We start from the raw sequence: 20,992 nt of genomic DNA, 5'->3' as shown, positions 1-20,992 counted from the left end.
GCCCTCCCGGTCGTACACCGCGACCCCCTCGGCACCCGGCACCAACACCCGGCCCTCGAAGGGGACGGCGGCGGCCAGCGCGCCCGCGTCGAGCCTGGCGGCCTCGGCGATCTCGCCCTCGTCCTGCGCCTCCCGATCGAGCAGCACCACCGTGCCGTCGTCGTAGGTCAGCGCGGTGATGGCGGCGTCGGCCCGGGCGCCAAGGAGTTCGCCCCCGCCGCCCGGCACCTCGCCCACCACGGTCGGCTCGGTCCGGTAGTAGTGCGCGTGGTCGCCGTGGTCCACGGTCCAGGCGCCGCCGTCGACCACCGTCACCGTGCCGTCGTCCGCCGTGAGGTAGCCGTAACGCCCGTCGCCCGCCAGGCCGTTCGCCGCCGGCAGCGAGCCGAGACTCGTCGCCTCCTCGGTGGTCAGGTCGAGCACCCGCACCTCGCCGGTGCCGGCCTCGGCCAGCACCAGCCTGGTCTGCGGCTCGGCCGTCTCCTCGGCGCCCGCCACGTAGCCGTGCGGCGTCGCCTCGTCGCCCGGCGCCCCGGCCTCGGCCGCCGAACGGTCGCCCTCGCCGCCGCCGCACGCCGCGAGCAGCAGCGGAACCGCCGCCAGCGCCAGCCTCCGTCGTCTCCGTATCACCTGGTGAGCCCTGCCTGTTCCCTGCGTATCGTTCGGGTCGTCCGGGTCGTTGGGGTCGTCCGGGTCGTTCGGGTGGCGACGGCCGAGCCGAGCGCCGAGAGGAAGAAGCAGCTGACCGCGACCGCGGCGATGGTGGCGCCGGCGGCGGTGCCGCCGTGCCACGAGATCAGCAGCCCGAGGACCGTGGCGGCGCTGCCAAGCACCGCGGCGACCAGCATGATCAGCGGGATCCGCCGCACCCACAGCGCGGCGGCGGCCGGCGGCGCGATCAGCAGGCCGAACACCAGCAGCGTCCCGACCACGTGGAAGGACGCGGTGATCGCCAGCGTCACCAGGCCAAGCAGCGCCGCCTGCGCGAGGCCGGGCCGCAGCCCGAGCGTGCGCGCCTTGCGCTCGTCGAAGGCGAGCGCGGTGAACGACCGGTGTCCTGCCGCCGCGATCGCCGCCGCGACCGCCAAAGCCCCCGCGAGGTAGGCGAGGTCGCGGTCCCTGACCGCCAGCACGTCGCCGAAGAGCAGCCCGGTCAGGTCGACCGCGAACGACTGCGAGCGCGAGACGATGATCACGCCGGCCGCCAGCATCCCCGCGAACAGCAGGCCGATCGCCGTGTCGGCCGAGAGCCGGCGCGACCGGCCGAGCGCCGTCACGCCGAGCGCCATCGCGCCCGCGCTGAGCGCGGCCCCCACCAGCGGGCTGCCGCCGAGCAGCGAGGCCAACGCCACGCCGGGCAGCATTCCGTGCGACATCGCGTCGCCGAGGAACGCCATTCCGCGTAGCACAACCCAGGTGCCGGCGAGGGCGCAGATCAGCGAGACGAGGATCCCGCCCCAGAGCGCCCGTTGCACAAAGGACACCTGGAACGGATCGGACAACCACTCCATGGCGTATGACCATACAATGAAAATGAAAATGGTTGTCACTATGGGAAAGTGAGGTCCGTCATGCCGACGAGCCACGACGCGGTCACCCTGCGGGGCGTCACCGCCGGCTACCCCCGCCGCCCGCCCGCGCTGCGCGACGTCACCGCCCGGCTGCCGCGCGCCGGCCGCACCGCCGTCGTCGGACCCAACGGCGCCGGCAAGTCCACGCTGCTCGGCGTCGTCGCCGGCGTCCTGCGGCCCGCCGCGGGCTCCGTCGTCCACCGCGGCGACGCCGGTCGCCGGCCCGCCCTGGTGGTGCAACGCAGCGCCGCCGCCGACGCGTTGCCGCTCACCGTGCGCGACGCCGTCGCCATGGGCCGCTGGGCGCACCGCGGCCCCTGGCGGCCCCTCACCCGCGAGGACCGCGCCGTCGTCCACGACTGCCTCGACCGGCTCGGCCTACTCGACCTGGCCGGACGGCAGTTGGGTGAGCTCTCCGGCGGCCAACGGCAACGGGCCCTGGTCGCCCAGGGGCTGGCCCAGGACTCCGGGCTGCTCCTCCTCGACGAGCCGGCCGCCGGCGTCGACCTCGCCGCCGGCCGTCGGATATCGGCCGTGCTGGCCGAGGCGGCCGAGCGCGGCGTCACCGTCGTCCAGGCCACCCACGACCTCGACGAGGCGCTGCTGGCCGACCACTGCCTGCTGCTCGCCGACGGCGAACTGCTGGCCGAGGGCCCGCCGGCCGCCGTCCTCACCGGCGAGTCGTTGGCCCGCGCCTGGGGCCTGCCGCGCCAGACGCCGAACGCGCCGAGCCTGTCGAGCCTGTCGAACGTGTCGAACGGGCTTGTCGGCGACCCGAGTTGCCCCTAGAGTCCGGCGCGGCATCGCCTTGGGAGCGCTCCCCGACCCCGTACCCCACTCGATCGAGGGAGCAGCAACATCATGAGGAACCGCCTGCGCTGGACGCTGGCCATCATGGGCACGCTCGCCGCCCTGCTGACGACGGCGCCCGCCGCGCACGCCGACGTCCAGATCTGCGACCAGTACGGCACGACCACCATCCAGGGGCGCTACACCGTCCAGAACAACCGCTGGGGCACCGGCGCCACCCAGTGCGTCAACGTCACCGGCACCGGCTTCCAGATCACCAGGGCCGACGGCAGCGTGCCCACGGACGGCCCGCCGAAGTCGTACCCGTCGATCTACGTCGGCTGCCACTACGCCAACTGCTCGCCCGGCACCAACCTGCCGCGCCAGCTCTCCAGCATCGGCAGCGCACCGAGCAGCATCTCGTACAGCTACGTCGGCGGCGCGACGTACAACGCCTCGTACGACATCTGGCTCGACCCGACGCCCCGCACCAACGGCGTCAACCAGACCGAGATCATGATCTGGTTCAACCGGGTCGGCCCGATCCAGCCCATCGGCTCCCCGAGCGGCACCGCCACCGTGGGCGGCCGGAGTTGGGAGGTGTGGACCGGCAGCAACGGCTCCAACCGGGTGATCTCCTTCGTCGCGCCCTCCGCCATCAACAGCTGGAGCTTCGACGTCATGGACTTCGTCGACGTGGCCGTCGCGCGCGGCATGGCCACCAACTCCTGGTACCTGACCAGCATCCAGGCCGGCTTCGAACCCTGGCAGGGCGGCGCGGGCCTCGGCGTGAACTCGTTCTCCGCCTCCGTCAACTGACGGGCCTCCGGGTCCGGTCGTGGGGCGCCCGCAACCGGACCCGAGACGCCGAGCGGCCCGGCGGCCGTCGCCGATCGGGCGGGCCACGCCGCGCGCGGCGGAATTCGGATGCCGGCACCGGTTCCGCCGCCGCACAATGCGGTGGCATGCACACCATCCTCACCGACTACTGGCCGCTCGCCGGCCTCCGCGTCACCACGCCGCGGCTCGAACTGCGGCTGCCCACCACGGACGAGCTGGTCCAGCTGGCCGAACTCGCGGGCGAGGGCGTCCACCCGCCCGAGGAGATGCCGTTCCTCTTCCCCTGGACCGACCTCCCGCCGCCCGAACGCGGCCGCTCGGTCCTCCAGTACCAGTGGCGGATGCTCGGCCAGTGGACCCCGGAGAACTGGGCGCTCGAACTCGCCGTCTTCCACGAGGGCCGGCCGGTCGGCATCCAGAGCCTCACGGCCAGGAACCACGCCACGCTCCGCCAGGTCGAGAGCGGCTCCTGGCTGGGCCGGGCCCACCAGGGCAAGGGCATCGGCACCGAGATGCGGCACGCCGTCCTCCACCTGGCCTTCGCCGGCCTCGACGCCACCGACGCCGTCTCCGGCGCGCTCTGCCACAACGCCGCCTCGCAGGCCGTCTCCCGCAAGGTCGGCTACCGGCCGGACGGCATCGCCCGCCACGTGGTCCGGGACGTCGCGGTCACCGAGCAGCGCTTCCGCCTCACCCGCGAGGAGTGGACGGCCGGCGCCGCCGAACGGCCGCCCGTCACCATCACGGGCCTGGAGCCGTGCCTGCCGCTCTTCGGCCTCTAGCCGCGTTGCCGCGGTGCGGAACGTGACCACGGCCATGCTCGCCACCACCGGCATGCCAGGATGAGCGCGATTTGATCATGAACCGTCACCTCGGGGGAGCAACGCCACCATGACCACGAGCGGCTCCTACGACCGGCCGCCCTACCGCGTCCCCGAGCCCCCGCCCCGCCTGACCGGGCCGGCCGCCTGGGCGCTCGACGCGCTGCTGCCCTGGCGGCTGGCCCGGCGGATCTACGGCCCCTTCCGGGTGTTCCGGTTCACCGCGGCCGACGCCGTCCAGCTCGCGGCGTCGGCCGGCGGGCCGCTCGGCGCGTACGGGCAGCCGGTCGTGACCACGCTGGCGCGGCAGGCCGCCGACCCGCTCATCGAACGGCTGCTGCTGCCCCGCGCCCTGCTCTGCCTCGGCCTGCTCGCGTTCTTCGTCGGCCTGTTCACCGGCGACGGCCTCCTGGAACCGGTCGAACAGGGTTTCACCAGCGGCCTGTTGATGCTCCTCACGGGCCCGGTGTCGCTGCTCGTGGCCTGCGGCTCGCTGGTGGCCCTGGCCCGCCCCGGCACGCGCGTCACCGTGCTCCGCCTGTGCGGCCGCCCGCTGCTCACCGCGCTGCTCACGGCAGCCTTCTGCGGCCTCTTCCTGTACTGGGCGGTCAACCACTACGACCACACGCCGGACGACCCCGGCTGGCTGCTCCTGGTGCTCGTCCTCGGCCCGTGGCTCACGGTCTTCTTCGGCTCCGTCCTCTACCTGATCAACCGCAACGCGTTCGGCGTCCGCGGCCACCCGCTCGTCCGGCCGCTGACCAGCGTTCCCCTCGCCTGGCTGACCGCGGTCGCGCAGGCCGTCCTGGTCGACTCCGTCGAGGCGTACCCGGGCTCGACCCCGCTCCCCCCGTACTGGGTCGCCCTGTTCGCCGGCCCCGTCGGCGTGACGGCCACCGCGGTCGTCGAGATCGTGCTGCTGCGCCGTCGGCACGGCGTCGGCTTCCGGGGGCCGCTGCCCGGCTGGCGCCCGCCCTCGCGTCCCGTGGCTCCGGTGCCCCCGGAGATCGTCGAGCACCTCCGCGCCGACGTGGCCGCCGGCGCCGCCGCCCACTGGCGGCTCAGCACCGACCGGGACGGCGTCGTCTGGGCCACGACGCCCGCCACGCACGCCGGTCAGCAGGTCATGTGGCCGTACGTTCCCGCCTTCACCGAACGGCACCGGCCCACGTTGTGGTCTGAGGTGGAGCGGACGGCGGGGCCGCTGCGGGCACGCTGAGGTGTCCCCGGAGCGTTTCGGTGGCAAGGAGTGGAGAAGGCGCCGTGGGAACGCCGTACGAAAGGGGAGGGCCTGTGGATCCGGAGATCGCCGCGTTGGCCGGCTCGGCGGGGACGACGATCGTGACGTTGGCGGCCACCGACGCGTGGGAGCGGGCCAGGGACGGGCTCGTCGCGCTCTGGCGCCGGGTGCGGCCCGAGGGCGCCGACGCCGTTGGCGACGAACTGGCCACCACCCGCGACGAACTGGCCAACACCCCGCCCGAGGACACCGAGACCGAGGGCGAGTTGGTGGCCCAGTGGCGCGGCCGGGTCCGGCGGCTGCTGGCCACCCACCCCGAGGTCGCCGATGAACTACGAGACCTGCTGACCGAGTTGACCGAAGAGCAGGACGGGCCGCCGGCCGCCGGGCCGACCATCACCCAGCACGCCACCGCCTCCGGCCACGCCCGCGTCTACCAGGCCGGTGGCGACATGCGCATCGGCTAGTGCCGTGTCAGCCAAGGTTTGCCCGTCAAGGAGCGGCGTCCGGTGCGGTGCATCGCAAGGCGCCGGATCGCAGCTCATACCTGGCCGTATTCGCGCGATTCGGTAACGCAGCGAGGTGCCGTGCCGGGCGTCGCGACGGGGGCGAACCTTGGCTGATGCGGCACCAGGCCCCGGCGGCCGGCTCCCCGGCGGTCTTTCCGGGCCGCGACGCCGTACCCGGCCCCTCGCCGCGTTGCCCCGGGCCGCTGCGCGGCGCGTCGGGCGCTGCGCGCGCGTGCGGCCGAGTGCGAACCGCGCCGCTGCCGGGCGGATCCTCGAAGACCGCCCGGACGGGCCCGGCGGCCGGCTCCCCGGCCGGGCTCAGCCGTTGACGAAGGCGAGGCTGGTCGCGTCGTAGCGGTCGCCCGCGATCCGCTCCGGCGGGGCGGCGGCCTCGATGGCGGCCAGGTCGTCGGCGGACAACTCGACGTCGAGGGCCGCGAGGTTCTCCTCCAGATACCGCTGCCGCCGGGTGCCGGGGATCGGCACCACGTCCTCGCCCCGGTGCTGCACCCAGGCCAGGGCGAGCTGGCCCGCGGTCACCCCCTTGACCTCGGCCAGCTCGTGCAGCTTCGCGACGATCGCCAGGTTCCGCTCCAGGTTGCCGTCGGCGAAACGCGGCTGGCCGCGCCGCATGTCGTTCTCCGCGAGCCCCTCGACCGAGCTGTAGCGGCCGGTCAGGAAGCCGCGCCCGAGCGGCGAGAACGGCACGAGACCGATGCCGAGCTCACGGCAGACCGAGGCGATCTCCGCCTCCAGGTGCCGGGTCCACAGCGACCACTCGCTCTGCAGCGCCGCGATCGGGTGCACCGCGTGTGCCCGCCTGATGGTCTCCGCGCCCGCCTCGGACAGCCCGAGGTGGCGGACCTTCCCCTCCCGCACCAGCTCGGCCATGGCGCCGACGGTCTCCTCGATCGGCACCCGCGGGTCCACCCGGTGCTGGTAGTAGAGGTCGATGTGGTCCACCCCGAGCCGCCGCAGCGACGCCTCGCACGCCTGCCGCACGTAGGCAGCGTCGCCGCGGATCACGATGGGCTCGCCGAGGCGGTTGGCGAAGCCGAACTTCGTGGCCAGCACCACCTCGTCGCGGCGCCCCGCGACGGCCCGGCCGACCAGTTCCTCGTTGTGCCCCGCGCCATAGAAGTCGGAGGTGTCCAGGAGCGTCACGCCCAGGTCGAGGGCGTGGCGCAGGGTCGCCGTCGACTGCTCGTCGTCCGCCGCGCCATAGGCGTGGCTCATGCCCATGCACCCCAGGCCCTGCGCGGAGACGGCAAGTGCGCCGAGGTGTCGGGTGGGGAGTGTGGTCATGGCGTCGCCTCCTGCGATCGGAACTCTCCGTGCCAGACGCTAGGGGTTGGAGCGCGCTCGAAGTCAACGAGACGGCCAACCAGACGGCCAGCGAGCATGGTCAGTCGTTCCCGTACTGCTTCGTGTCCGGGTGCTCGACCAGCAGGACGTGGGCGTGCTCGTCGGCCACCGGCCGGTGCCGCACCCCGCGTTCCACGACGAACAGCTCGCCGGCCCGCAGCAGGACCGGGTCCTGGCCCTCGAGCTCGATGCGGAGGCTGCCGTCCCAGCACAGGAACATCTCGTCCTCGTCGTGGTGGTGCCAGGGGAACGAGCCCTCGACCCGCGCCAGCCGCACGACGGTGGTGTCGTTCACCCGCGCCAGCTCGTGCTGCTGGAAGGGGCCGGGGAGCGCGGCGATGGCCTCGGGCACGGACCGCGCGGCGGCGTGCGTCGTCGTGTCCGTCGTCTCCACCGTCTCTGTCATCTCTGTCGTCTCTGTCGTCATGCCGTGATCCTCGCCGGGGGCGCGGCCGCCGCCCAGGGCCAATGCCGCAGAATTGGTTCGTCAACCGAGCCAAAGCGGAGAGGTGGGCCATGGCCCTGACACCTGCCGATCTCGCCGACCGCCTGGGCCGCTGGTCCTCGGGTCGCGGCCCGCTCTACCTGCTGCTCGCCGCGCGGCTGCGGCGCCTCGTCGACGAGGGCGAGCTGCCGCCAGGTGCCGCCCTGCCGCCCGACCGGGCGCTGGCCGGCGCGCTCGCGGTCGGTCGCGGCACGGTCGTCGCCGCGTACGAGCAGCTCCGCGTCGAGGGCCGCATCGTCCGCCGCCAGGGCAGCGGCACCCGGGTGGCAGGTCCGGCCCGCCCTGGCCCGCGCGAGACCACCGGCGCGCCCGTCTTCCTCCACCTGCTCGAACCCAGCGACGACGTGATCCAGCTGGCCTGCGCGGCGCCCACCGCACCCCCGTCCGCGCTGCTCGCCGCCTACGAGCGGGCGCTGCCACGACTGGCCACCGTCACCGACGACATCGGCTACCGCCCCGCCGGCCACCCACGGCTGCGCCACGCCGTCGCCGCGTACTACGCGCGGCGCGGCCTGCCCACCGAAGCGGAGCAGATCGTGATCACCAACGGCGGGCAGCAGGCGCTCTCGCTGCTCGCCCGGGCCTTCGTGGAGCCGGGCGGCCGGGTGCTTGTCGAGGCACCCACCTACCCGGGCGCGTTGGAGGCCTTCGGCGAACAGGCGGCGCACCTCCGGGCGTTGCCGGTCGGCCTCGACGGCTTCGAGTCGGCGGTCGCCGCCCCGGCGCGCCGCCCCGACCTCGCCTACCTGGTCTCCACCCACCACAACCCGACCGGCGCCGTCCTGCCGCCGCTCGTCCGCCGCCGGCTGGCCAGGGCCGCGGCCGCCGCGGACGTGCCGCTCGTCGACGACGAGGTCCTGGCCCACCTGACCTTCCCGGGACACGAGACGCCGCCCCCGCTCGCCGCGTACGCCGAAAGCGGCGTCGTCACGGTCGGCTCGCTGAGCAAGAGCGTGTGGGGCGGGCTGCGCGTCGGCTGGATCCGCGCCGCCCGGCCGGTCGCCGACCGCCTCGCCCGGCTCCGCGCCGTCCACGACCTCGGCGGCAACCTGCCCGCGCAGCTCGCGGCCGCCGAACTGCTGCCGGGGTTCGAGGGGCTCTGTGCCGAGCTGGCCGCCGAGCGCCGGGTTCGACACGACCACCTCCGGGCCGAGTTGGCGCGGCTGCTGCCGGAGTGGGAGGTCCCGCCCGCCATGGGCGGCCAGACGCTGTGGGTGCGACTGCCGCACGGCGACGGCGACACCTTCGCGCAGGCGGCGCTGCGGCACGGCGTGGCCGTGGTCCCCGGCGCCGGCCTCGACGCCTCCGGCGGCAGCCGGCAGCACGTGCGCCTGCACTCCTTCGCCCCGACCGAGACGCTGACCGAGGCGGCCCGCCGACTGGCCACGGCCTGGGGCGCCTACGGCGGCGACCACGACGCCGGACAGTCCCCGCGCGCGATGGCGGTGTGACGCGGGCGCGCGCGTAAGCCGGGCTCTGGTTTCGGGGGTAGGTCCATTATGCGAGTGCGCGAGGGCGCCTGTCACCGTTCCCCAGCATGATCTTCGCGTACGTGAACTCCCTTTAGGGTTGCGAACGGGTTGCGAACGTCGAACCCAACACACTTGTCTGACCTGGGAGTCGAGAGTGGCACACGACATCGCGGCGCTGGCGGCGGAACTCGAGGAGATGGCCAAGGCCGACCATCGGCTGGCGATCCGGGGGCACGGCGAGGACCCCGCCGAGCAGCTGGCCTGGCGCCGGCTGACCGCGCGGCACGGCGACCGGCTCAACGAGATCATGGACGCGTACGGCTGGCCGACGGCGGACGCGGTCGGCGAGGAGGCCGCCCGCGCGGCCTGGCTGGTCGCCCAGCACGCCGACCGGCAGCTCGACGTCCAGCGCCGCGCCCTCGACCTGCTTGAGCAGGCGGTCGCGGCGGGCTTGGCCAGCCCGCGCGACCTGGCCCCTCCTCCGCGACCGCACGCTGGTCAACGAGGGCCGAGAGCAGATCTACGGCACCCAGATCGCCGGCGTGCGGGACGGGGCACCGGTCCCGTGGCCCTGCGCCGAGCCCGAGCGCGTGGACGACCTGCGCGCTGAGGTCGGCATCGAGCCCTTCGCCGAGTACGTGGCCAGGCACGCGCCCGCCTGACGCCGATGGCTCGCGGCCGCCTCACATGTCCGGCGGGCACCAGGCCGTCAGGTTCTCCGGGTTGATCGGCACCGAGATGTGTTCGTGCGTGATCAGCCACGTGTCACCTGACCGCCGGCAGCAGACGCTCGACCGCACCCATATCGCACTCCGGAGCCCGTTGGTGCGGTTTCCGGAGTCCAGGTGCAGCATGTGCGCGAACGCGACGTCGTCGCCGGTCGCGACGGTGAGGTCATGGGTCTCCAGGCTGATGGGGCCGTCGTAACCGGCGAACCACCGCTCGAAGTTGCGGCGCACCTCGTCCTGCCCGGCGAACCGCAGGGGCGGCACGACGTCGTAGTAGACGATGTTGTCGGCGTAGAGCGACATGAGGCGATCGACGTCCTTGGCCTGACAGGCGTCGACGCGGCTCTCCAGCAGAGCCCTGACGTCGGAATCGTTCGAGTTCATCGCGTCCTCCGGTGGTGAAACGTCGGTCCACCTGTACGACCCGACAGCCCACCGAAATGTCAGGCCACGCCCTGTTGGCGGGCGCGCGGTGTGGCGCGGGCCTTGGTTGGTAGGGAGTTCGGTGGAGAGAGGGGGTTGAGGTCGTGAGCGTGCGCAACGACGGCCGGGCGGACGGCGAGGGTCGGGTGTATCAGGCGGGTGGGGACCAGCACATCACCGAGCACCACCACCACGCGGGGATGGCGGAGCCGTCCAGCCCTGACTCGGTGCGGTGGCCGCCGGTGGGCCGGGCGCCGGTGGTGCTGCGGGACCGGGGCGAGGTGATGGCGCGGCTGCGGGCGGCCGTCGCGCCGGGCGTGGGCGGTGGGGCGTATGTGCTGCACGGTCTCGGCGGCTGCGGCAAGACCGCCGTGGCGTACGAGGTGTTCCGGCACGCGACGAGCGCCGGCGGTCGGGTCGGCCTGTGTGGGTCAACGCCTCGGACACGGCGTCGCTGCGGGCCGGCATGCTGGCGGTGGCGGCCGACCGGGGCGCGAGCGACGGCGAACTGACGGCCGCGCGCGACGGGTTACGTCCGGCGGCCGACCTGGTCTGGGACTACCTCGACCGTTCCGAACAACCCTGGCTGCTGGTGTTGGACAACGCGGACGACCCGGCGGTGCTGCGGGACGGCGGCTGGCTGCGCACCAGCGCGGCCGGGACCGTCCTGGTCACCTCGCGGCAGGCGGCGGCCCACTGGTGGCCTGGCGCGGAGCGGCTGCACATCGGCGTGCTGCCGAGACAGGACGCGGCGCAGGTGCTGCGCGATCTGGCGCCGGAGGCGGGGACCGAGGAGGAGGCGGCTCAGGTCGCCGACCGGCTGGGACGTCTGCCGCTGGCGTTGACGCTGGCCGGCGGGTTCCTGGCCCACCAGGTGATTGAACGCTGGACCCTGGCCGACTACGGCCGCAACCTCGACGCGGACCCGATCGAACTGATCGACCAGGGCGCGGATCCGGGGGCGACTCCCGCCACATGGTCAGCTCCACCTGGGAGCTGTCCCTCCGGGCACTGGCCGACGGCGGACTGCCGGAGGCGGTGACCCTACTGCGGCTGCTGTCCTGCTGGACCGGCGATCCGTTGCCGTTGTCCCTGCTGTCGGGTCTTGAACTACCCCGCGCGGAAGCCGCGTTGCGCGGACTCCTCGACCAGTCGCTGACCGAGGTCGTCCCCGGCCCGGTGCGGTGCCTGAGAACCCACGGCGTACTGCTCGACAGCGTCGCCAGGGGCATCCCAGCCGAACAACGGGCCGGTCTGGTGGAGATGGCGGCCAGTCTGCTGCTCGCGGTCCTGCCCGAGATTCCCGTGCGCGGCGAAACAGATGAGAGATACGGCTTGCTGGCACCCCACGCGATTGGTCTGCTGCGGCGGGACCGGCGTCGAGGCCGCGGCGGAAGCGTTGCTGCGATTGGTCGTGGCCACTCACCGGAGTGGCGATTATGCGGCAGCGCTCGTGCTGGCAACGGAAGGTTCGGCCCTGTCGCAGCGGGGGTTGGGGCCGGAAGATCGAATCGCCCTTCGATACACCAGGATCGTGTCGGTCGTGCGGTGCATCGACTTGGGCGCGCCGAAGAGGCAGTTGATGAGTACCGGCGGTTGCTTGCGGACGGTGAACGCCTGCTCGGGCCGGAAGACTTGGACGTGTTCGAGCTGTGTCTTGGCTTGGCTAACCCGCTCAGAGCGCTTGGGAGTGGGAGCGAGGGCGTCGCTCTCATTCACCGGGCCGTGATCGGCCGCACGGCCGCCCTGGGGCCCGATCACCCGCTGACCTGAACGCAAGGACCGCTCTGTTGGAAGCCTTTCCGGGCCCTGAGTTGGATGAGCTGGTTTCCACGGGGCCGGCACTGCTAGCGGACTGCCATCGGACTCTGGGGCCGGACGATCCGATCACGCTGGCTGCGGAACTCAACTACGGCGCGGCACTCTTTGAGACCAATCAACTGACCGAGGTGCTGCCTGCCACCCAACGCGCGCTGCTGGCGCGTGATCGTCAGTACGGTGCCGAGTATCCCTTGACTCTCTGGGCCCGCACCCTGCTGACGCAGGTGCTGTCTGGGCTTGGCCGGCGTAGTGAGGCCGTTGAACGCATCAACGCCGCTCGAAGCACGCCGGCGGGTGCTGGGGCCCACACACGCGCTGACCAAGTACACCGAGGAATGGCAGGCTCGAATCGAGCTGACCCAGGTATGGGCACGGGCGGCAGCCACGTCCGTAGATCGACGGCCGTACCGTTGCTGGGGTTCGGGAAGATCGCTGCCCGCCTACCCGCGGCACGCCCCGGCCGCTGTCACAGCCCTCCGGCATGCTCTGCCGCATGAACGAGGACGCCTTCTGGCAGCTCATCCACGACTGCACGCCTGCCACGCCCGACCCCGACGCCGAGCGACTGGCGGCGGCGCTGACGGATCGGCTGGCCGCCGGGCAGTTGGAGGTGATCGTCGGGTTCGCCGAGCAACTGGCCTGGGCGCTCCACCGGTTGGACCGCAGGGAGTACGGGAGCGAGCTGTCGGGCGACAGCTTCCTCTACGCGCGCGCCGCCGTCGTGGCCGCCGGGCGTGGGGCGTACGAGGCGGTGTTCCGTGATCCGGCGCGCTTCGTTCCCTACGCCAGGGATCTGGTCTGGGCGGAGAGCCTGGTCTACGTGCCGGACGAGGCGTACCGGCGCGTCACCGGTGAGGAGTGGGACCGCGACACCCGCTACTCCCACGAGTCCTTCGCCAACACCGCCGGCTGGGCTGTCTCCACGTCGAGGCTGATACGCCGGGCCGCCGTGCCGGACGTGTTCGTCGACGCCTCCGCGATCGACGTGGCCGGCGAGTCCCTGATGGTGGAGTTCGAGCCCGTCTGGACGGTCAACGGCCTGGTCGAGGCCGACCCGGATGGCGAGGGCATCCGCATCATGTGCGGGCAGGAGATCGGTACGGTCGCCGTCACCGCCGAACTGTGGGACGGCCCGCCGCCGTTGGACGTCGAGGGCTGGCAGGACGTCGCCGAGGTCTCCGCCTCCTGGGAGTCGCCGTTCATGGACTTCGCCACGAACCAGCGGGAGGACGACGAGGAGGCGGTGCTGCCGTTGCCCGGCCCGGGGGGCTACCGCGTGCGGGCGCACGGCAGGAACCGTGACGACGGCCACCCGCGCGGGGACGACGACCCGCCTGAGGAGTACCTCGTCCAGGTGTGGGCGGCCCCTGTCGCCGAGCCCACGCTGCACAGGGTGACCAGCGCCACCGGTATCGGGTGGCACGCCAAGGGCTAGATGAGAAGGTGTGGGGACTCAAGGGAAGGGAGCCCTCGCATGGCCGTCATCCACCGCACCACTCTCACGCCGACCAAGCTGGCGTTGCTCACCTCCTGGCTGCCCTCCCGCCCCTGGTATCGCGGTGGCGCGGGCGAACCGGAGTTGGCAAAGGCCGGTGGCTTCCGGCTGGACGACCCGGAGGGCGAGGTCGGGATCGAGTTCATGGTGGTCACCGACGCCTCCGCCGCCCGGCCGACGGCGTATCTGGTGCCGCTCACCTATCGCGGTGCGCCGCTCGACGGGGCGGAGCACGCCCTGGTCGGCACGATGGAGCACGGGGTGCTGGGACGGCGCTGGGCGTACGACGGCTGCCACGACCCGGTGGCGGTCGCCCAGTTGCTGGCCCTGGTCGAGGGCCGGGTCGAGGCCCAGAAGCAGAGCGTCAGCGACACCATCGACCGCGAGATCGCCCGCGCCTACAGGGGTGACGGCACGGACTTCACCGGCGCCGCCGTCGTCGACGACCAGGAGGGCACCGAGCTGCGGGCGCCGGACGGCACGACGCTCCGCCTGTGCCGGGTCCTGGAGGGCGCGTCGCTCCCGCCGCAGGGCGCGGCCGGGCACGTCGCCGGCGCCTGGCAGCTGCCGGACGGGACCGGGGTCCGAGGGCTGTTCGCCGCCCTGCGCGTGGCCTAGGGGTTCACGGCGTTCGGCATCCACGCCCGTAACGGCCGCTGGATCAGTTCGCGGTAGGAGTGGTGGGAGGGGTGGCGCCCGGCGTGGTCGCGCACCCAGTGGGCGACCTGTTCCTCGTCGGCGAGGGGGTCGGAGGCGTTGAGGCAGACCGCGCACTGGGCGCCGAAGACGGTGGGTTCGGCGTCGGGCTCGTCGTCGAGGGCGACGATCCACTCCTCGAACCGGTGGACCGAGCGGGTCACTTGGGGTCGCCGCCGTTCCTGCTCAAACGGTTCGCCTCGCTCTTGGCGTTGACCTCACGCAACCGTTCACGCAGCCGATCGGCGGGGCTCTTCTCCGGCTCGGGGGTTGATGGCGTGTCGTTCATGGATGTGCTCCCCTCCACCTCGGCGCGATGGCAGAGCGCAACCGTAATACTGCGGAGAGGAGCGTCACAACTGTGTGTCGCGATGGAGATGGGGAGATCCTGCGGTGGTTTGCGCCACTGGTCAGCTCAGGCGCACAAACCTGCCGGTCTTGATGCTGCGAAGAAGCGCGTGGAGGCGTGGCAGGTTGGTCGCTGCTATCACATCCGGCGCATCACTCTCTCGTACGTTCAGGAGACTGCCGGAGCGGGCCAGCTCCAGGCAGTTTCCGGCCTCTGACGAATATGACGACTTCTGCCAACGAGTATCCGGCATTTCCGCCTTCCTAGAGGTTGCGCACGATATCCAGAATGAGATCGAGCGTCTTCTCGGGGCTGACAGCCAATTCTTGCACGCGCTCAATGATGGCTCGGTAGTTCTCCAGGTGCGTCTCGGCGTCGAGCAGGACGGATGCGTGGCCGGAGTCCAGTTGGACCGTGTCGAGCGCGGGCACCGCCCCGTCGGCGTAGAGCATGGTGGTGCCCGAGCCCGGGAAGGCGCCTGCGGTGAACGGGACGACGCGCACAGTGACGTTGTCCCGGTCTGCGGCATCGAGTAGGTACTCCAGCTGACTCCGGATAACCTTGCGGCCGCCGATCTGAATCCGAAGAGCTGCTTCGTGGATGATAAAAGTGCAGTGGGGTGCGACCGTCCTGTCCAGAAGGTCCCGACGTCTCATCCGGTGTGAAAGTCTTCGGCGGAGTTCGACGGAGGTCAGGGGTGGAACGGCCGTCGCGAACACCGTCCTGGCGTATTCCTCGGTCTGTAGTAATCCGGGGATGTGAGTCACCTGCATGGAGCGGAGCGCCCTCGCGTGGTGCTCCAACTCGGCGAGGTCCAGCCAGCCGGGCGGGAGCGTCCCGCGATACTCCTCCCACCATCCCTTGACGCGCTCGTCGGCCATCGCCGCCAGCGCCTCCACGTACTCCTTGTCGGGACAGGCGTAGGCGCGCGCGAAGGTGCGCACGCGCTCCGCGCTCACGCCGAAGCGACCCGACTCCGTGTTGCTGATCCGGGCGCGGTCCATGTCCAGTAAGGCTGCCGCCTCACCGCCGTTGAGGCCGGCGCGCTCCCGCATCTTGCGCAGCTCGGCGCCAAGGCGGCGCTGTCGGGCGGTAGGTGCTGACCTGGGCGGCATCCGGTTCCCTCTCGTGTGATGAGTTGCTTGCTCTCCGTACTCTTCCATGAACCGAGGGTCGCAAAGCTGTGACTGGCAATGTAGAAAATATCTTCCTCCGTGCCGTAGGGTCATCCCTGTCTCACGTTGGGTAAGTGGACGAACCCGCTCCGCGCCCAACCGTGTTGGGAGGGAAGCGCAACCATGTCCATCGCCGTCGCCCGTTCGTACCACCTCACCGCGCCGAACGTCGTGGACACCCCGCGGGTCGCGCGGAACCACGTCGCCGAGCTGCTCACCCTCGCCGGGCACGGAGAGCTCGTGGAGACGGCGCGGCTACTTGTCAGTGAGGCGGTAACGAACGTGTACCAACACACCTCCGTCGCGCGGCTCTCGATCCGCACCGACATCGGTTCCGGGCAGGTTCGGGTGGCCGTGAAGGACGCCGCCCCACGCCGCTGGCCGGCCGTCAACGGCCTTGGATCCGACGCCGAAAGCGGCCGTGGCCTGGCGCTTCTCGACATGCTCGCCGCCGCCTGGGGTGTGACCTACCACGGCGCCCCGCGCCCGGAGGCCAAGACGGTCTGGTTCGAACTGCGGTCCGACGGGGGTTGCTAGCCTGCTGTCCTGTTCAGGACACACGGGGGAACGACATGAGTGGCATGCAGGGTTGGCCGGGCGCGGGTTACCCCCCGGCGCCCGGGCCCGGCGGTGGGCCGGCCAACACGGCCGACAACAGCGGCAAGCGGTTCGGGATATGGGCCGGAGTCATCGTGCTGACCGTGGCCGCCTCGTTCGGGCTGGCCGCCGCGACCGGGGCGGACGCCCGTGGCGGCGGGGCCAGCGCCGCGGCTCCTTCCGACCTGCCGACGTTCGACGGCACGGACGGCCTCGAGGACCTGGAGGACTTCGAGACGCCGGGCGACACCGGCCTCGGCGACGGGTCCGGTTCCGGCGGAATCGACGACAGCAGCGGCGGTGGCGGTGGTCTGGAGACCACGGCCCCCACCCCCGAGACGCCAAGCGACCCGACACTCGACGCCTTCCTGGCGGTCAGCCAGGGCGACTGCCTGGCCAACTGGATGACGGACGAGACCACCTGGAGCTCCGACATCCCCGAGGTGGTCAGCTGTGACGACGAGGCCGCCGCGCTCTGGGTCTCGCAGACCAGCGAGTTCGCCGTCGACTGCGCCGCCGGCCCCGGGCAGTCCTACTTCAGCTACACCTCCTACGGCGCCGAGGTGCAGAACATCTACCTGTGCGTGACCCGCCAGTTCGATGTCGGCCAGTGCTTCCTCGGCATGTCGGACGGCAGCGCCAACCTCCTGAGCTGGGTGGACTGTGAGGGGAGCATCGCGCCGCCCTACAGCCAGCTCTACAACGTCACCGCCGTCTACGACGCGCCGGCCAACACCGACGGCGAGGAGTGCCGTTCGGCGTCCGGTGACGACTTCTGGTGGTGGACGCTCGACAATGACTCGGTGCTGCTGTGCGCCGTGATCTACCGCTGAGTTCGGGGGAGATTCGGTGAGCAATCCATATCAGCAGCCGCAGCCGCAGCCCAACGCGTACCAGCCGACCCAGCCCGCGATGCAGCCGATGCCGCCGCAGCCGGGCTACGGCTACCCGCAACCGCCGCAGCCGCAGCCCGGCTACGGGTACCCGCAGCCGGCCCCGGTGCCCGGCGCGCCCGGCGGCTGGCCGGTTCCCGCGCCGCGCAACGGCAACCCAGGGCTCGCGCTCCTCCAGGCGCTCGTCCTCGCCCTCGGGCTGATCCTGGTCTACGGCTTCATCACCGGCGCGGTCGTCGACTTCGATTCGCTGATCGAGGAGGCGATGCGCGAGGGCACCGAGCCCGAGGTCGCCCAACTCACCTGGCTGGGCGCGCTGCTCGGTGGGATGATCGGGTTGCCGGTCGGCAGGTTCGCGCCGGGGCAGCCCGCGCTCTACTGGCTCGCCGGCCTGCTGGCGCTCGGCAGCGTGCTGTTGGGGGAGACCTTCGCCACCGCCGTCCTCGCCTCCGAGTCCACCGACGGGGCGAAGGGCGCCCTCGAGTACTTCTCCGAGGACTTCGGCGACTGCTGGGACGGCTGGACCACCGACGCGCACGGGCTGACCTGGCTCTTCGTGGCCCTCGCCCCGGCCGCCGCCGTGTTCACGGGGTACCTGCTCGGGCAGACCAGGCGCCCCGCGTAGTCTGCCCGACATGATCACGAGCAACACGAGCAACACAACTGACGCCACCCGGGAGGCCGTTCAGGCGCTGCTGGGGCGGATGGGAGAGGGCGACCCGGCGCGGATCGCGGAGTTGTTCGCCGAGCGGGTCGACTGGAAGCTGGACTGGCCGGCGGAGGAGCACGGCCGCGCCGTCACCCCGTGGATCCGGGACCGGTCCACCCGGGCGGAGGTGGCCGACCATTTCCGCCAGATCGGCGAGCACCACGTGTCGGGCGAGGCCGGCAACGTGATCGAGCGGATCCTGGTGGACGGCGCGGACGCCGTCGTCACCGGCGAGATCCGGCAGACGGCCAGGCCCACGGGCCGCCCCTACCGAGCCCGGATCGCCCTGTACCTCACCGTCGAGAACGGCCTCGTCACCCGGTACCACGTGTACGAGGACAGCCTCGCCGTCGCCCAGGCGTTCCAGAGCCACGGATAGAGAGCCACGGATAGAGAGCCACGGATAGAGCCACGGATAGAGAGCTGCGGGTAGGAGGCGGCCGGGACCCGTGCGTTCGGCGGCGCGCGTGGCCGGCTCAGGCCGTCGTGGGCCGCGCGTCGCCGGCCGGTGTCCGGTCGGGCGCCGGCCTCGTGGCGGCCGCGGCCGCGGCCGCCGTGGTGAGTGGGTCGCGGAGCGGGCGGCCGAGGATGTCCACCAGGTCGGAGCAGGTGCCGTCCAGAAAGCGGTGCCGGACGCTGGTCGCGATCGAGGCGAGCATTGGCGGCTGGAACGGCAGCAGTCCCGACCCCTCGTCGAGGAGCCTGCGCCGGTACTCACCCAGGCCGATGCTCCGGTGCGGGACTCCCAGCTGGTCGGCCACCCGCGCGGCCGTGATCGGCGTGCCGACCAGGTCGTAGGCGCGCCCGCCGTGTGGTGCCGGATCCGCCGCGACGATCGCGGCGGCCTCGGCGAGGTCCGCGCGGGCGACCGCGGCCAGGGCGCCGTCGCCGAACGCGGACTCCACGACGTCGTCGGCCCACATCAGCAGACCACCGAAGAGTTCGGCATAGAGGCCGTTGCGCAGGATCGTCCACGGCAGCCCGCACGTGCGCACCAGTCGTTCGGTGGCGCGGTGCGCCAGCGCGAAGGCGAGGTGGTCGCCGGCGCCGGTCAGGCTCGTGTAGACGACGTGCCGGACCCCGTCCTGGACGGCGGCGTCCAGGACAGCCGCGTGCCGCCCGACGACCTGGTCGTCCTCGGCGTAGCCGGCGGAGACCAGCACCAGGGTCGACACGCCCGTGAGGTCGATGCCGGAGGGGGCGTCGAAGTCGAGCCGCCGCATCCCGTCGGTCGGGGTGCGGCTGCCGCCGGTCGCGAGCGCACCGCGGGCGTGCAGCGCCGTGAGGGTGGCCGCGCCGAGATTCCCGTTCGCACCGGTCACCAGGATCATGTCAGTCATGCTCTTCCGTCGTGGTTCTCACCGGTAACTACGCTTGATCCTGATCCGCCGACGTACCGGCCACAAGGAGGCAGTTCGATGTCACCCACGCACACCGGGGTAACCAGCGCGCCCGCCGACCTCGACCCCTGTGGGCGCGCGGATCACCCGGACTGCGGGATCCGCGACGTCCTGGACCGCGTCGGGGACAAGTGGTCGGTCCTCGTGATCGTCGAACTCGCGAGCGGGCCGCGCCGGTTCCGCGAGCTGCAACGCGCCATCGACGGCATCTCCCAGCGCATGCTCACCCTCACCGTACGCAGGCTGGAACGCGACGGGCTCGTCCTCCGCACTGTGTACGCGACCGTCCCGGCCCAGGTCGACTACCGGCTGACCGAGACCGGGGCCAGCCTCACCCACCTGGTCAAGGCGCTCGCCGACTGGTCCCTCAGCCATCGCGCCGTCATCGCCGAGGCACGGCGCCAGTACGACCGCGCCCACCCCGACCACGACATCCGGTAGCCGCCGCGGATGCTCCTGTAGGTGTCAAGCCGCAGGAGCAAGGTCGGTTTGAGTGGTTTGTTGGGCTGGTGTGCCGGTCAGGGCGCGGTAGACCTCGCGGGCGACGAATCGCTTGAGGCAGCGCATGATCTCTGGCTTGGACAGTCCTTCCTTCGTGCGGCGTTCGACATAAGTGCGGGTGCGTTCGTCGTAGCGCATGCGGACCGGCACGATGGTGTGCAGGGCGTTGTTCGCGGCTCGGTCGCCGCCCCGGTTGAGGCGGTGGCGGTGGGTGCGGCCGGACGACGCTGGGATCGGGGCGACGCCGGCCAGGTGTGCGAACGCCGCCTCGGAAGCGCATGCGCTCGGGGTTGTCCCCGGCTGAGGCCAACAGCTGCCCGGCGGTCTCCGGGCCGACACCGAACAAGTCCAGTAGTACGGGGGCGGCCTGCTTCATCAGGGGACCGATCTCCGCGTGCAGTTCGGTGATCTCGGCGTCCATGGCCTGGTGACGGCGGGCCAGGCGGCGCAGGGCCGCCCGGGTCGCGGCCAGCGGGCGTGCCAGGTCGTCACCGGGCCGCAGCCGGGCCAGGGTGCGTATCAGCGCGGTCCGGTCCAGGCCCGCGACCTGCTCACGCAGCATCGCGGGAGCCGCCACGAGCAGGCCCCGGATTGGTTCATCGCCTGGGTGCGGGCCTTGACCGCGCTGCGGCGGGCGGTCCGCAGGGCTCGGACCGCCTCGACCACGCCGTCCCGGCTCTTGGGAGTGCCCGTGGCCCGGCCGGACAGCACGGCCGTCGCGGCGGCATAGGCGTCGATCGGGCCGGACTTGCCCCTCATACGCCGCGTTGTGCGATCCGGCCGGTCACCATCGACGACGGCGCTGCTGATCACCGAGGCGCTGGGCGAGCGGACGCTCCGGTTCAGCGAGCTGCGGAACGAGGTGGAGGGCGTCAGCCACAAGATGCTCACGCAGAACCTCCGCATGCTGCAGCGCAACGGCCTGGTGGCGCGGACCGTGTACCCGATCGTGCCGCCGCGGGTCGACTACGAGCTCACCGAGGCGGGCCGTGGCCTGCGGAAGACGGTCGACGCGATGTGTGACTGGACCCACCGGTATCTCGGTCACATCGACGACGCCTGCCGCCGCTTCGACGCCTGACGTGGCGACGAG

The 20,992-nt window shown here is 72.2% G+C and carries 26 protein-coding genes and 4 pseudogenes; 18 read left to right on the top strand and 12 right to left on the bottom strand.

The genetic code is table 11. The features are described from left to right. Positions 1 to 630, bottom strand: a pseudogene (locus tag E1265_RS04880) (hypothetical protein); the annotation flags it as partial. Continuing rightward, positions 627 to 1,511 carry a zinc ABC transporter permease AztB gene (gene aztB, locus E1265_RS04875; protein ID WP_132928957.1) on the bottom strand — a complete coding sequence of 295 codons (885 nt, stop codon included), beginning with the start codon at positions 1,509 to 1,511 and terminating at the stop codon, positions 627 to 629. The gene aztB and the pseudogene E1265_RS04880, both read right to left, overlap by 4 nt. Positions 1,512 to 1,571: 60 nt before the next feature. Between aztB and aztA the strand changes: the two genes are divergently transcribed. The 5 genes and pseudogenes from aztA (at position 1,572) to E1265_RS04850 (ending at position 5,728) form a co-directional block, all read left to right on the top strand. Then, positions 1,572 to 2,360 carry a zinc ABC transporter ATP-binding protein AztA gene (gene aztA / locus E1265_RS04870; RefSeq protein ID WP_132928956.1) on the top strand — a complete coding sequence of 263 codons (789 nt, stop codon included), beginning with the start codon at positions 1,572 to 1,574 and terminating at the stop codon, positions 2,358 to 2,360. A gap of 72 nt (positions 2,361 to 2,432) precedes the next feature. Further along, positions 2,433 to 3,176: pseudogene (locus tag E1265_RS04865) on the top strand (glycosyl hydrolase family 5); the annotation flags it as partial. A 149-nt stretch (positions 3,177 to 3,325) separates the two neighbouring features. After that, the gene (locus E1265_RS04860) at positions 3,326 to 3,982 is read left to right on the top strand and encodes a GNAT family protein (protein ID WP_207930949.1); all 657 of its coding nucleotides are present in this window, start codon (positions 3,326 to 3,328) and stop codon (positions 3,980 to 3,982) included. 109 nt (positions 3,983 to 4,091) lie between these two features. Beyond that, positions 4,092 to 5,240 carry a hypothetical protein gene (locus tag E1265_RS04855; protein ID WP_132928954.1) on the top strand — a complete coding sequence of 383 codons (1,149 nt, stop codon included), beginning with the start codon at positions 4,092 to 4,094 and terminating at the stop codon, positions 5,238 to 5,240. A gap of 74 nt (positions 5,241 to 5,314) precedes the next feature. Further along, positions 5,315 to 5,728 carry a hypothetical protein gene (locus E1265_RS04850; protein WP_132928953.1) on the top strand — a complete coding sequence of 138 codons (414 nt, stop codon included), beginning with the start codon at positions 5,315 to 5,317 and terminating at the stop codon, positions 5,726 to 5,728. A gap of 360 nt (positions 5,729 to 6,088) precedes the next feature. On the opposite strand, the gene E1265_RS04845 is transcribed toward E1265_RS04850, so the two are convergent. Both E1265_RS04845 and E1265_RS04840 read right to left on the bottom strand, forming a co-directional pair. Beyond that, positions 6,089 to 7,075: an aldo/keto reductase gene (locus tag E1265_RS04845; protein WP_132928952.1), complete on the bottom strand. Its 987-nt coding sequence runs from the start codon at positions 7,073 to 7,075 to the stop codon at positions 6,089 to 6,091. 100 nt (positions 7,076 to 7,175) lie between these two features. Next, complete coding sequence (locus tag E1265_RS04840; RefSeq protein ID WP_243740536.1) at positions 7,176 to 7,562, bottom strand: cupin domain-containing protein; 387 nt, start codon at positions 7,560 to 7,562, stop codon at positions 7,176 to 7,178. Between the two features lie 89 nt (positions 7,563 to 7,651). Here E1265_RS04840 and E1265_RS04835 point away from each other — a divergent pair, with 89 nt between their 5' ends. Together E1265_RS04835 and E1265_RS04830 are read left to right on the top strand one after the other, a co-directional pair. Then, on the top strand, positions 7,652 to 9,091 hold the full coding sequence (locus tag E1265_RS04835; protein WP_132928951.1) for a PLP-dependent aminotransferase family protein: 1,440 nt from the start codon (positions 7,652 to 7,654) through the stop codon (positions 9,089 to 9,091). Between the two features lie 175 nt (positions 9,092 to 9,266). Next, a pseudogene (locus E1265_RS04830) lies at positions 9,267 to 9,774 on the top strand (DUF6624 domain-containing protein). Positions 9,775 to 9,795: 21 nt separating this feature from the next. Here E1265_RS04830 and E1265_RS04825 read toward each other — a convergent pair. Beyond that, on the bottom strand, positions 9,796 to 10,224 hold the full coding sequence (locus E1265_RS04825) for a nuclear transport factor 2 family protein (protein WP_132928950.1): 429 nt from the start codon (positions 10,222 to 10,224) through the stop codon (positions 9,796 to 9,798). A 143-nt stretch (positions 10,225 to 10,367) separates the two neighbouring features. Between E1265_RS04825 and E1265_RS37845 the strand changes: the two genes are divergently transcribed. The 5 genes from E1265_RS37845 (at position 10,368) to E1265_RS04810 (ending at position 14,197) form a co-directional block, all read left to right on the top strand. Beyond that, on the top strand, positions 10,368 to 10,775 hold the full coding sequence (locus E1265_RS37845; protein ID WP_207930948.1) for an ATP-binding protein: 408 nt from the start codon (positions 10,368 to 10,370) through the stop codon (positions 10,773 to 10,775). After that, a complete protein-coding gene (locus tag E1265_RS37840) occupies positions 10,688 to 11,305 on the top strand; it encodes a hypothetical protein (RefSeq protein ID WP_207930947.1) in 618 nt (205 codons plus the stop codon). The genes E1265_RS37845 and E1265_RS37840 overlap by 88 nt, the downstream gene beginning before the upstream one ends. After that, positions 11,239 to 12,036 carry a hypothetical protein gene (locus E1265_RS37835; RefSeq protein WP_207930946.1) on the top strand — a complete coding sequence of 266 codons (798 nt, stop codon included), beginning with the start codon at positions 11,239 to 11,241 and terminating at the stop codon, positions 12,034 to 12,036. Before E1265_RS37840 ends, E1265_RS37835 begins: the two co-directional genes overlap by 67 nt. Before the next feature lie 541 nt (positions 12,037 to 12,577). Beyond that, positions 12,578 to 13,519 carry a DUF4240 domain-containing protein gene (locus E1265_RS38605; protein WP_243740535.1) on the top strand — a complete coding sequence of 314 codons (942 nt, stop codon included), beginning with the start codon at positions 12,578 to 12,580 and terminating at the stop codon, positions 13,517 to 13,519. 39 nt (positions 13,520 to 13,558) lie between these two features. Next, positions 13,559 to 14,197 (top strand): 1,4-alpha-glucan branching protein, encoded by a 639-nt coding sequence (locus E1265_RS04810; RefSeq protein WP_132928949.1) that lies wholly within the window; start codon positions 13,559 to 13,561, stop codon positions 14,195 to 14,197. Here E1265_RS04810 and E1265_RS04805 read toward each other — a convergent pair. The 4 genes from E1265_RS04805 to E1265_RS04795 form a co-directional block, all read right to left on the bottom strand. Further along, positions 14,194 to 14,439 (bottom strand): hypothetical protein, encoded by a 246-nt coding sequence (locus tag E1265_RS04805; RefSeq protein ID WP_132928948.1) that lies wholly within the window; start codon positions 14,437 to 14,439, stop codon positions 14,194 to 14,196. The genes E1265_RS04810 and E1265_RS04805 overlap by 4 nt on opposite strands. Beyond that, the gene (locus E1265_RS40195; RefSeq protein ID WP_279571404.1) at positions 14,436 to 14,564 is read right to left on the bottom strand and encodes a hypothetical protein; all 129 of its coding nucleotides are present in this window, start codon (positions 14,562 to 14,564) and stop codon (positions 14,436 to 14,438) included. Before E1265_RS40195 ends, E1265_RS04805 begins: the two co-directional genes overlap by 4 nt. 121 nt (positions 14,565 to 14,685) lie before the next feature. Then, on the bottom strand, positions 14,686 to 14,877 hold the full coding sequence (locus tag E1265_RS04800) for a DUF397 domain-containing protein (RefSeq protein WP_132928947.1): 192 nt from the start codon (positions 14,875 to 14,877) through the stop codon (positions 14,686 to 14,688). A gap of 10 nt (positions 14,878 to 14,887) precedes the next feature. Beyond that, entirely contained in the window at positions 14,888 to 15,739 is an 852-nt protein-coding gene (locus E1265_RS04795; protein ID WP_132928964.1) for a helix-turn-helix transcriptional regulator, read from the bottom strand. 183 nt (positions 15,740 to 15,922) lie between these two features. Here E1265_RS04795 and E1265_RS04790 point away from each other — a divergent pair, with 183 nt between their 5' ends. The 4 genes from E1265_RS04790 to E1265_RS04775 are packed head-to-tail and all read left to right on the top strand — an operon-like array spanning position 15,923 to position 18,377. Then, a complete protein-coding gene (locus E1265_RS04790; RefSeq protein ID WP_132928946.1) occupies positions 15,923 to 16,336 on the top strand; it encodes an ATP-binding protein in 414 nt (137 codons plus the stop codon). Positions 16,337 to 16,371: 35 nt separating this feature from the next. Continuing rightward, positions 16,372 to 17,229, top strand: a complete 858-nt coding sequence (locus E1265_RS04785; RefSeq protein WP_132928945.1) for a hypothetical protein — start codon at positions 16,372 to 16,374, stop codon at positions 17,227 to 17,229. A 16-nt stretch (positions 17,230 to 17,245) separates the two neighbouring features. Next, the gene (locus tag E1265_RS04780) at positions 17,246 to 17,914 is read left to right on the top strand and encodes a hypothetical protein (protein WP_132928944.1); all 669 of its coding nucleotides are present in this window, start codon (positions 17,246 to 17,248) and stop codon (positions 17,912 to 17,914) included. 10 nt (positions 17,915 to 17,924) lie between these two features. Further along, positions 17,925 to 18,377, top strand: coding sequence for a nuclear transport factor 2 family protein (locus E1265_RS04775; protein WP_132928943.1), 453 nt, complete (start codon positions 17,925 to 17,927; stop codon positions 18,375 to 18,377). Positions 18,378 to 18,474: 97 nt separating this feature from the next. On the opposite strand, the gene E1265_RS04770 is transcribed toward E1265_RS04775, so the two are convergent. Next, the gene (locus E1265_RS04770; protein ID WP_132928963.1) at positions 18,475 to 19,329 is read right to left on the bottom strand and encodes an NmrA family NAD(P)-binding protein; all 855 of its coding nucleotides are present in this window, start codon (positions 19,327 to 19,329) and stop codon (positions 18,475 to 18,477) included. Positions 19,330 to 19,416: 87 nt separating this feature from the next. Here E1265_RS04770 and E1265_RS04765 point away from each other — a divergent pair, with 87 nt between their 5' ends. After that, positions 19,417 to 19,839 (top strand): helix-turn-helix domain-containing protein, encoded by a 423-nt coding sequence (locus tag E1265_RS04765; RefSeq protein ID WP_132928942.1) that lies wholly within the window; start codon positions 19,417 to 19,419, stop codon positions 19,837 to 19,839. A 24-nt stretch (positions 19,840 to 19,863) separates the two neighbouring features. On the opposite strand, the pseudogene E1265_RS04760 reads toward E1265_RS04765, so the two are convergent. Next, positions 19,864 to 20,269: pseudogene (locus tag E1265_RS04760) on the bottom strand (transposase); the annotation flags it as partial. A gap of 149 nt (positions 20,270 to 20,418) precedes the next feature. Beyond that, positions 20,419 to 20,658 (bottom strand): hypothetical protein, encoded by a 240-nt coding sequence (locus tag E1265_RS04755; protein ID WP_132928940.1) that lies wholly within the window; start codon positions 20,656 to 20,658, stop codon positions 20,419 to 20,421. A 10-nt stretch (positions 20,659 to 20,668) separates the two neighbouring features. Between E1265_RS04755 and E1265_RS04750 the strand changes: the two genes are divergently transcribed. Further along, positions 20,669 to 20,980 carry a helix-turn-helix domain-containing protein gene (locus E1265_RS04750; RefSeq protein WP_243740534.1) on the top strand — a complete coding sequence of 104 codons (312 nt, stop codon included), beginning with the start codon at positions 20,669 to 20,671 and terminating at the stop codon, positions 20,978 to 20,980. Positions 20,981 to 20,992: the final 12 nt, after the last annotated feature.

Origin of the sequence: Streptomyces sp. 8K308 (genome assembly GCF_004348315.1) — a bacterium.
GTDB lineage: Bacteria > Actinomycetota > Actinomycetes > Streptomycetales > Streptomycetaceae > Streptomyces.
This window is presented reverse-complemented; position numbering and strand designations above follow the sequence as displayed.

Bases quoted from the DNA above. Each gene is read 5' to 3' on its own strand.
- E1265_RS04795 (WP_132928964.1), bottom strand. From the start codon at position 15,739: ATGCCGCCCAGGTCAGCACCTACCGCCCGACAGCGCCGCCTTGGCGCC.
- E1265_RS04835 (WP_132928951.1), top strand. From the start codon at position 7,652: ATGGCCCTGACACCTGCCGATCTCGCCGACCGCCTGGGCCGCTGGTCC.
- E1265_RS04800 (WP_132928947.1), bottom strand. From the start codon at position 14,877: ATGCCGGATACTCGTTGGCAGAAGTCGTCATATTCGTCAGAGGCCGGA.
- E1265_RS04840 (WP_243740536.1), bottom strand. From the start codon at position 7,562: ATGACGACAGAGACGACAGAGATGACAGAGACGGTGGAGACGACGGAC.
- aztB (WP_132928957.1), bottom strand. From the start codon at position 1,511: ATGGAGTGGTTGTCCGATCCGTTCCAGGTGTCCTTTGTGCAACGGGCG.
- aztA (WP_132928956.1), top strand. From the start codon at position 1,572: ATGCCGACGAGCCACGACGCGGTCACCCTGCGGGGCGTCACCGCCGGC.
- E1265_RS40195 (WP_279571404.1), bottom strand. From the start codon at position 14,564: ATGAACGACACGCCATCAACCCCCGAGCCGGAGAAGAGCCCCGCCGAT.
- E1265_RS04845 (WP_132928952.1), bottom strand. From the start codon at position 7,075: ATGACCACACTCCCCACCCGACACCTCGGCGCACTTGCCGTCTCCGCG.
- E1265_RS04825 (WP_132928950.1), bottom strand. From the start codon at position 10,224: ATGAACTCGAACGATTCCGACGTCAGGGCTCTGCTGGAGAGCCGCGTC.
- E1265_RS38605 (WP_243740535.1), top strand. From the start codon at position 12,578: ATGAACGAGGACGCCTTCTGGCAGCTCATCCACGACTGCACGCCTGCC.
- E1265_RS04790 (WP_132928946.1), top strand. From the start codon at position 15,923: ATGTCCATCGCCGTCGCCCGTTCGTACCACCTCACCGCGCCGAACGTC.
- E1265_RS04785 (WP_132928945.1), top strand. From the start codon at position 16,372: ATGAGTGGCATGCAGGGTTGGCCGGGCGCGGGTTACCCCCCGGCGCCC.
- E1265_RS04755 (WP_132928940.1), bottom strand. From the start codon at position 20,658: ATGAGGGGCAAGTCCGGCCCGATCGACGCCTATGCCGCCGCGACGGCC.
- E1265_RS04770 (WP_132928963.1), bottom strand. From the start codon at position 19,329: ATGATCCTGGTGACCGGTGCGAACGGGAATCTCGGCGCGGCCACCCTC.
- E1265_RS37835 (WP_207930946.1), top strand. From the start codon at position 11,239: ATGGTCAGCTCCACCTGGGAGCTGTCCCTCCGGGCACTGGCCGACGGC.
- E1265_RS04855 (WP_132928954.1), top strand. From the start codon at position 4,092: ATGACCACGAGCGGCTCCTACGACCGGCCGCCCTACCGCGTCCCCGAG.
- E1265_RS04765 (WP_132928942.1), top strand. From the start codon at position 19,417: ATGTCACCCACGCACACCGGGGTAACCAGCGCGCCCGCCGACCTCGAC.
- E1265_RS04775 (WP_132928943.1), top strand. From the start codon at position 17,925: ATGATCACGAGCAACACGAGCAACACAACTGACGCCACCCGGGAGGCC.
- E1265_RS04810 (WP_132928949.1), top strand. From the start codon at position 13,559: ATGGCCGTCATCCACCGCACCACTCTCACGCCGACCAAGCTGGCGTTG.
- E1265_RS04860 (WP_207930949.1), top strand. From the start codon at position 3,326: ATGCACACCATCCTCACCGACTACTGGCCGCTCGCCGGCCTCCGCGTC.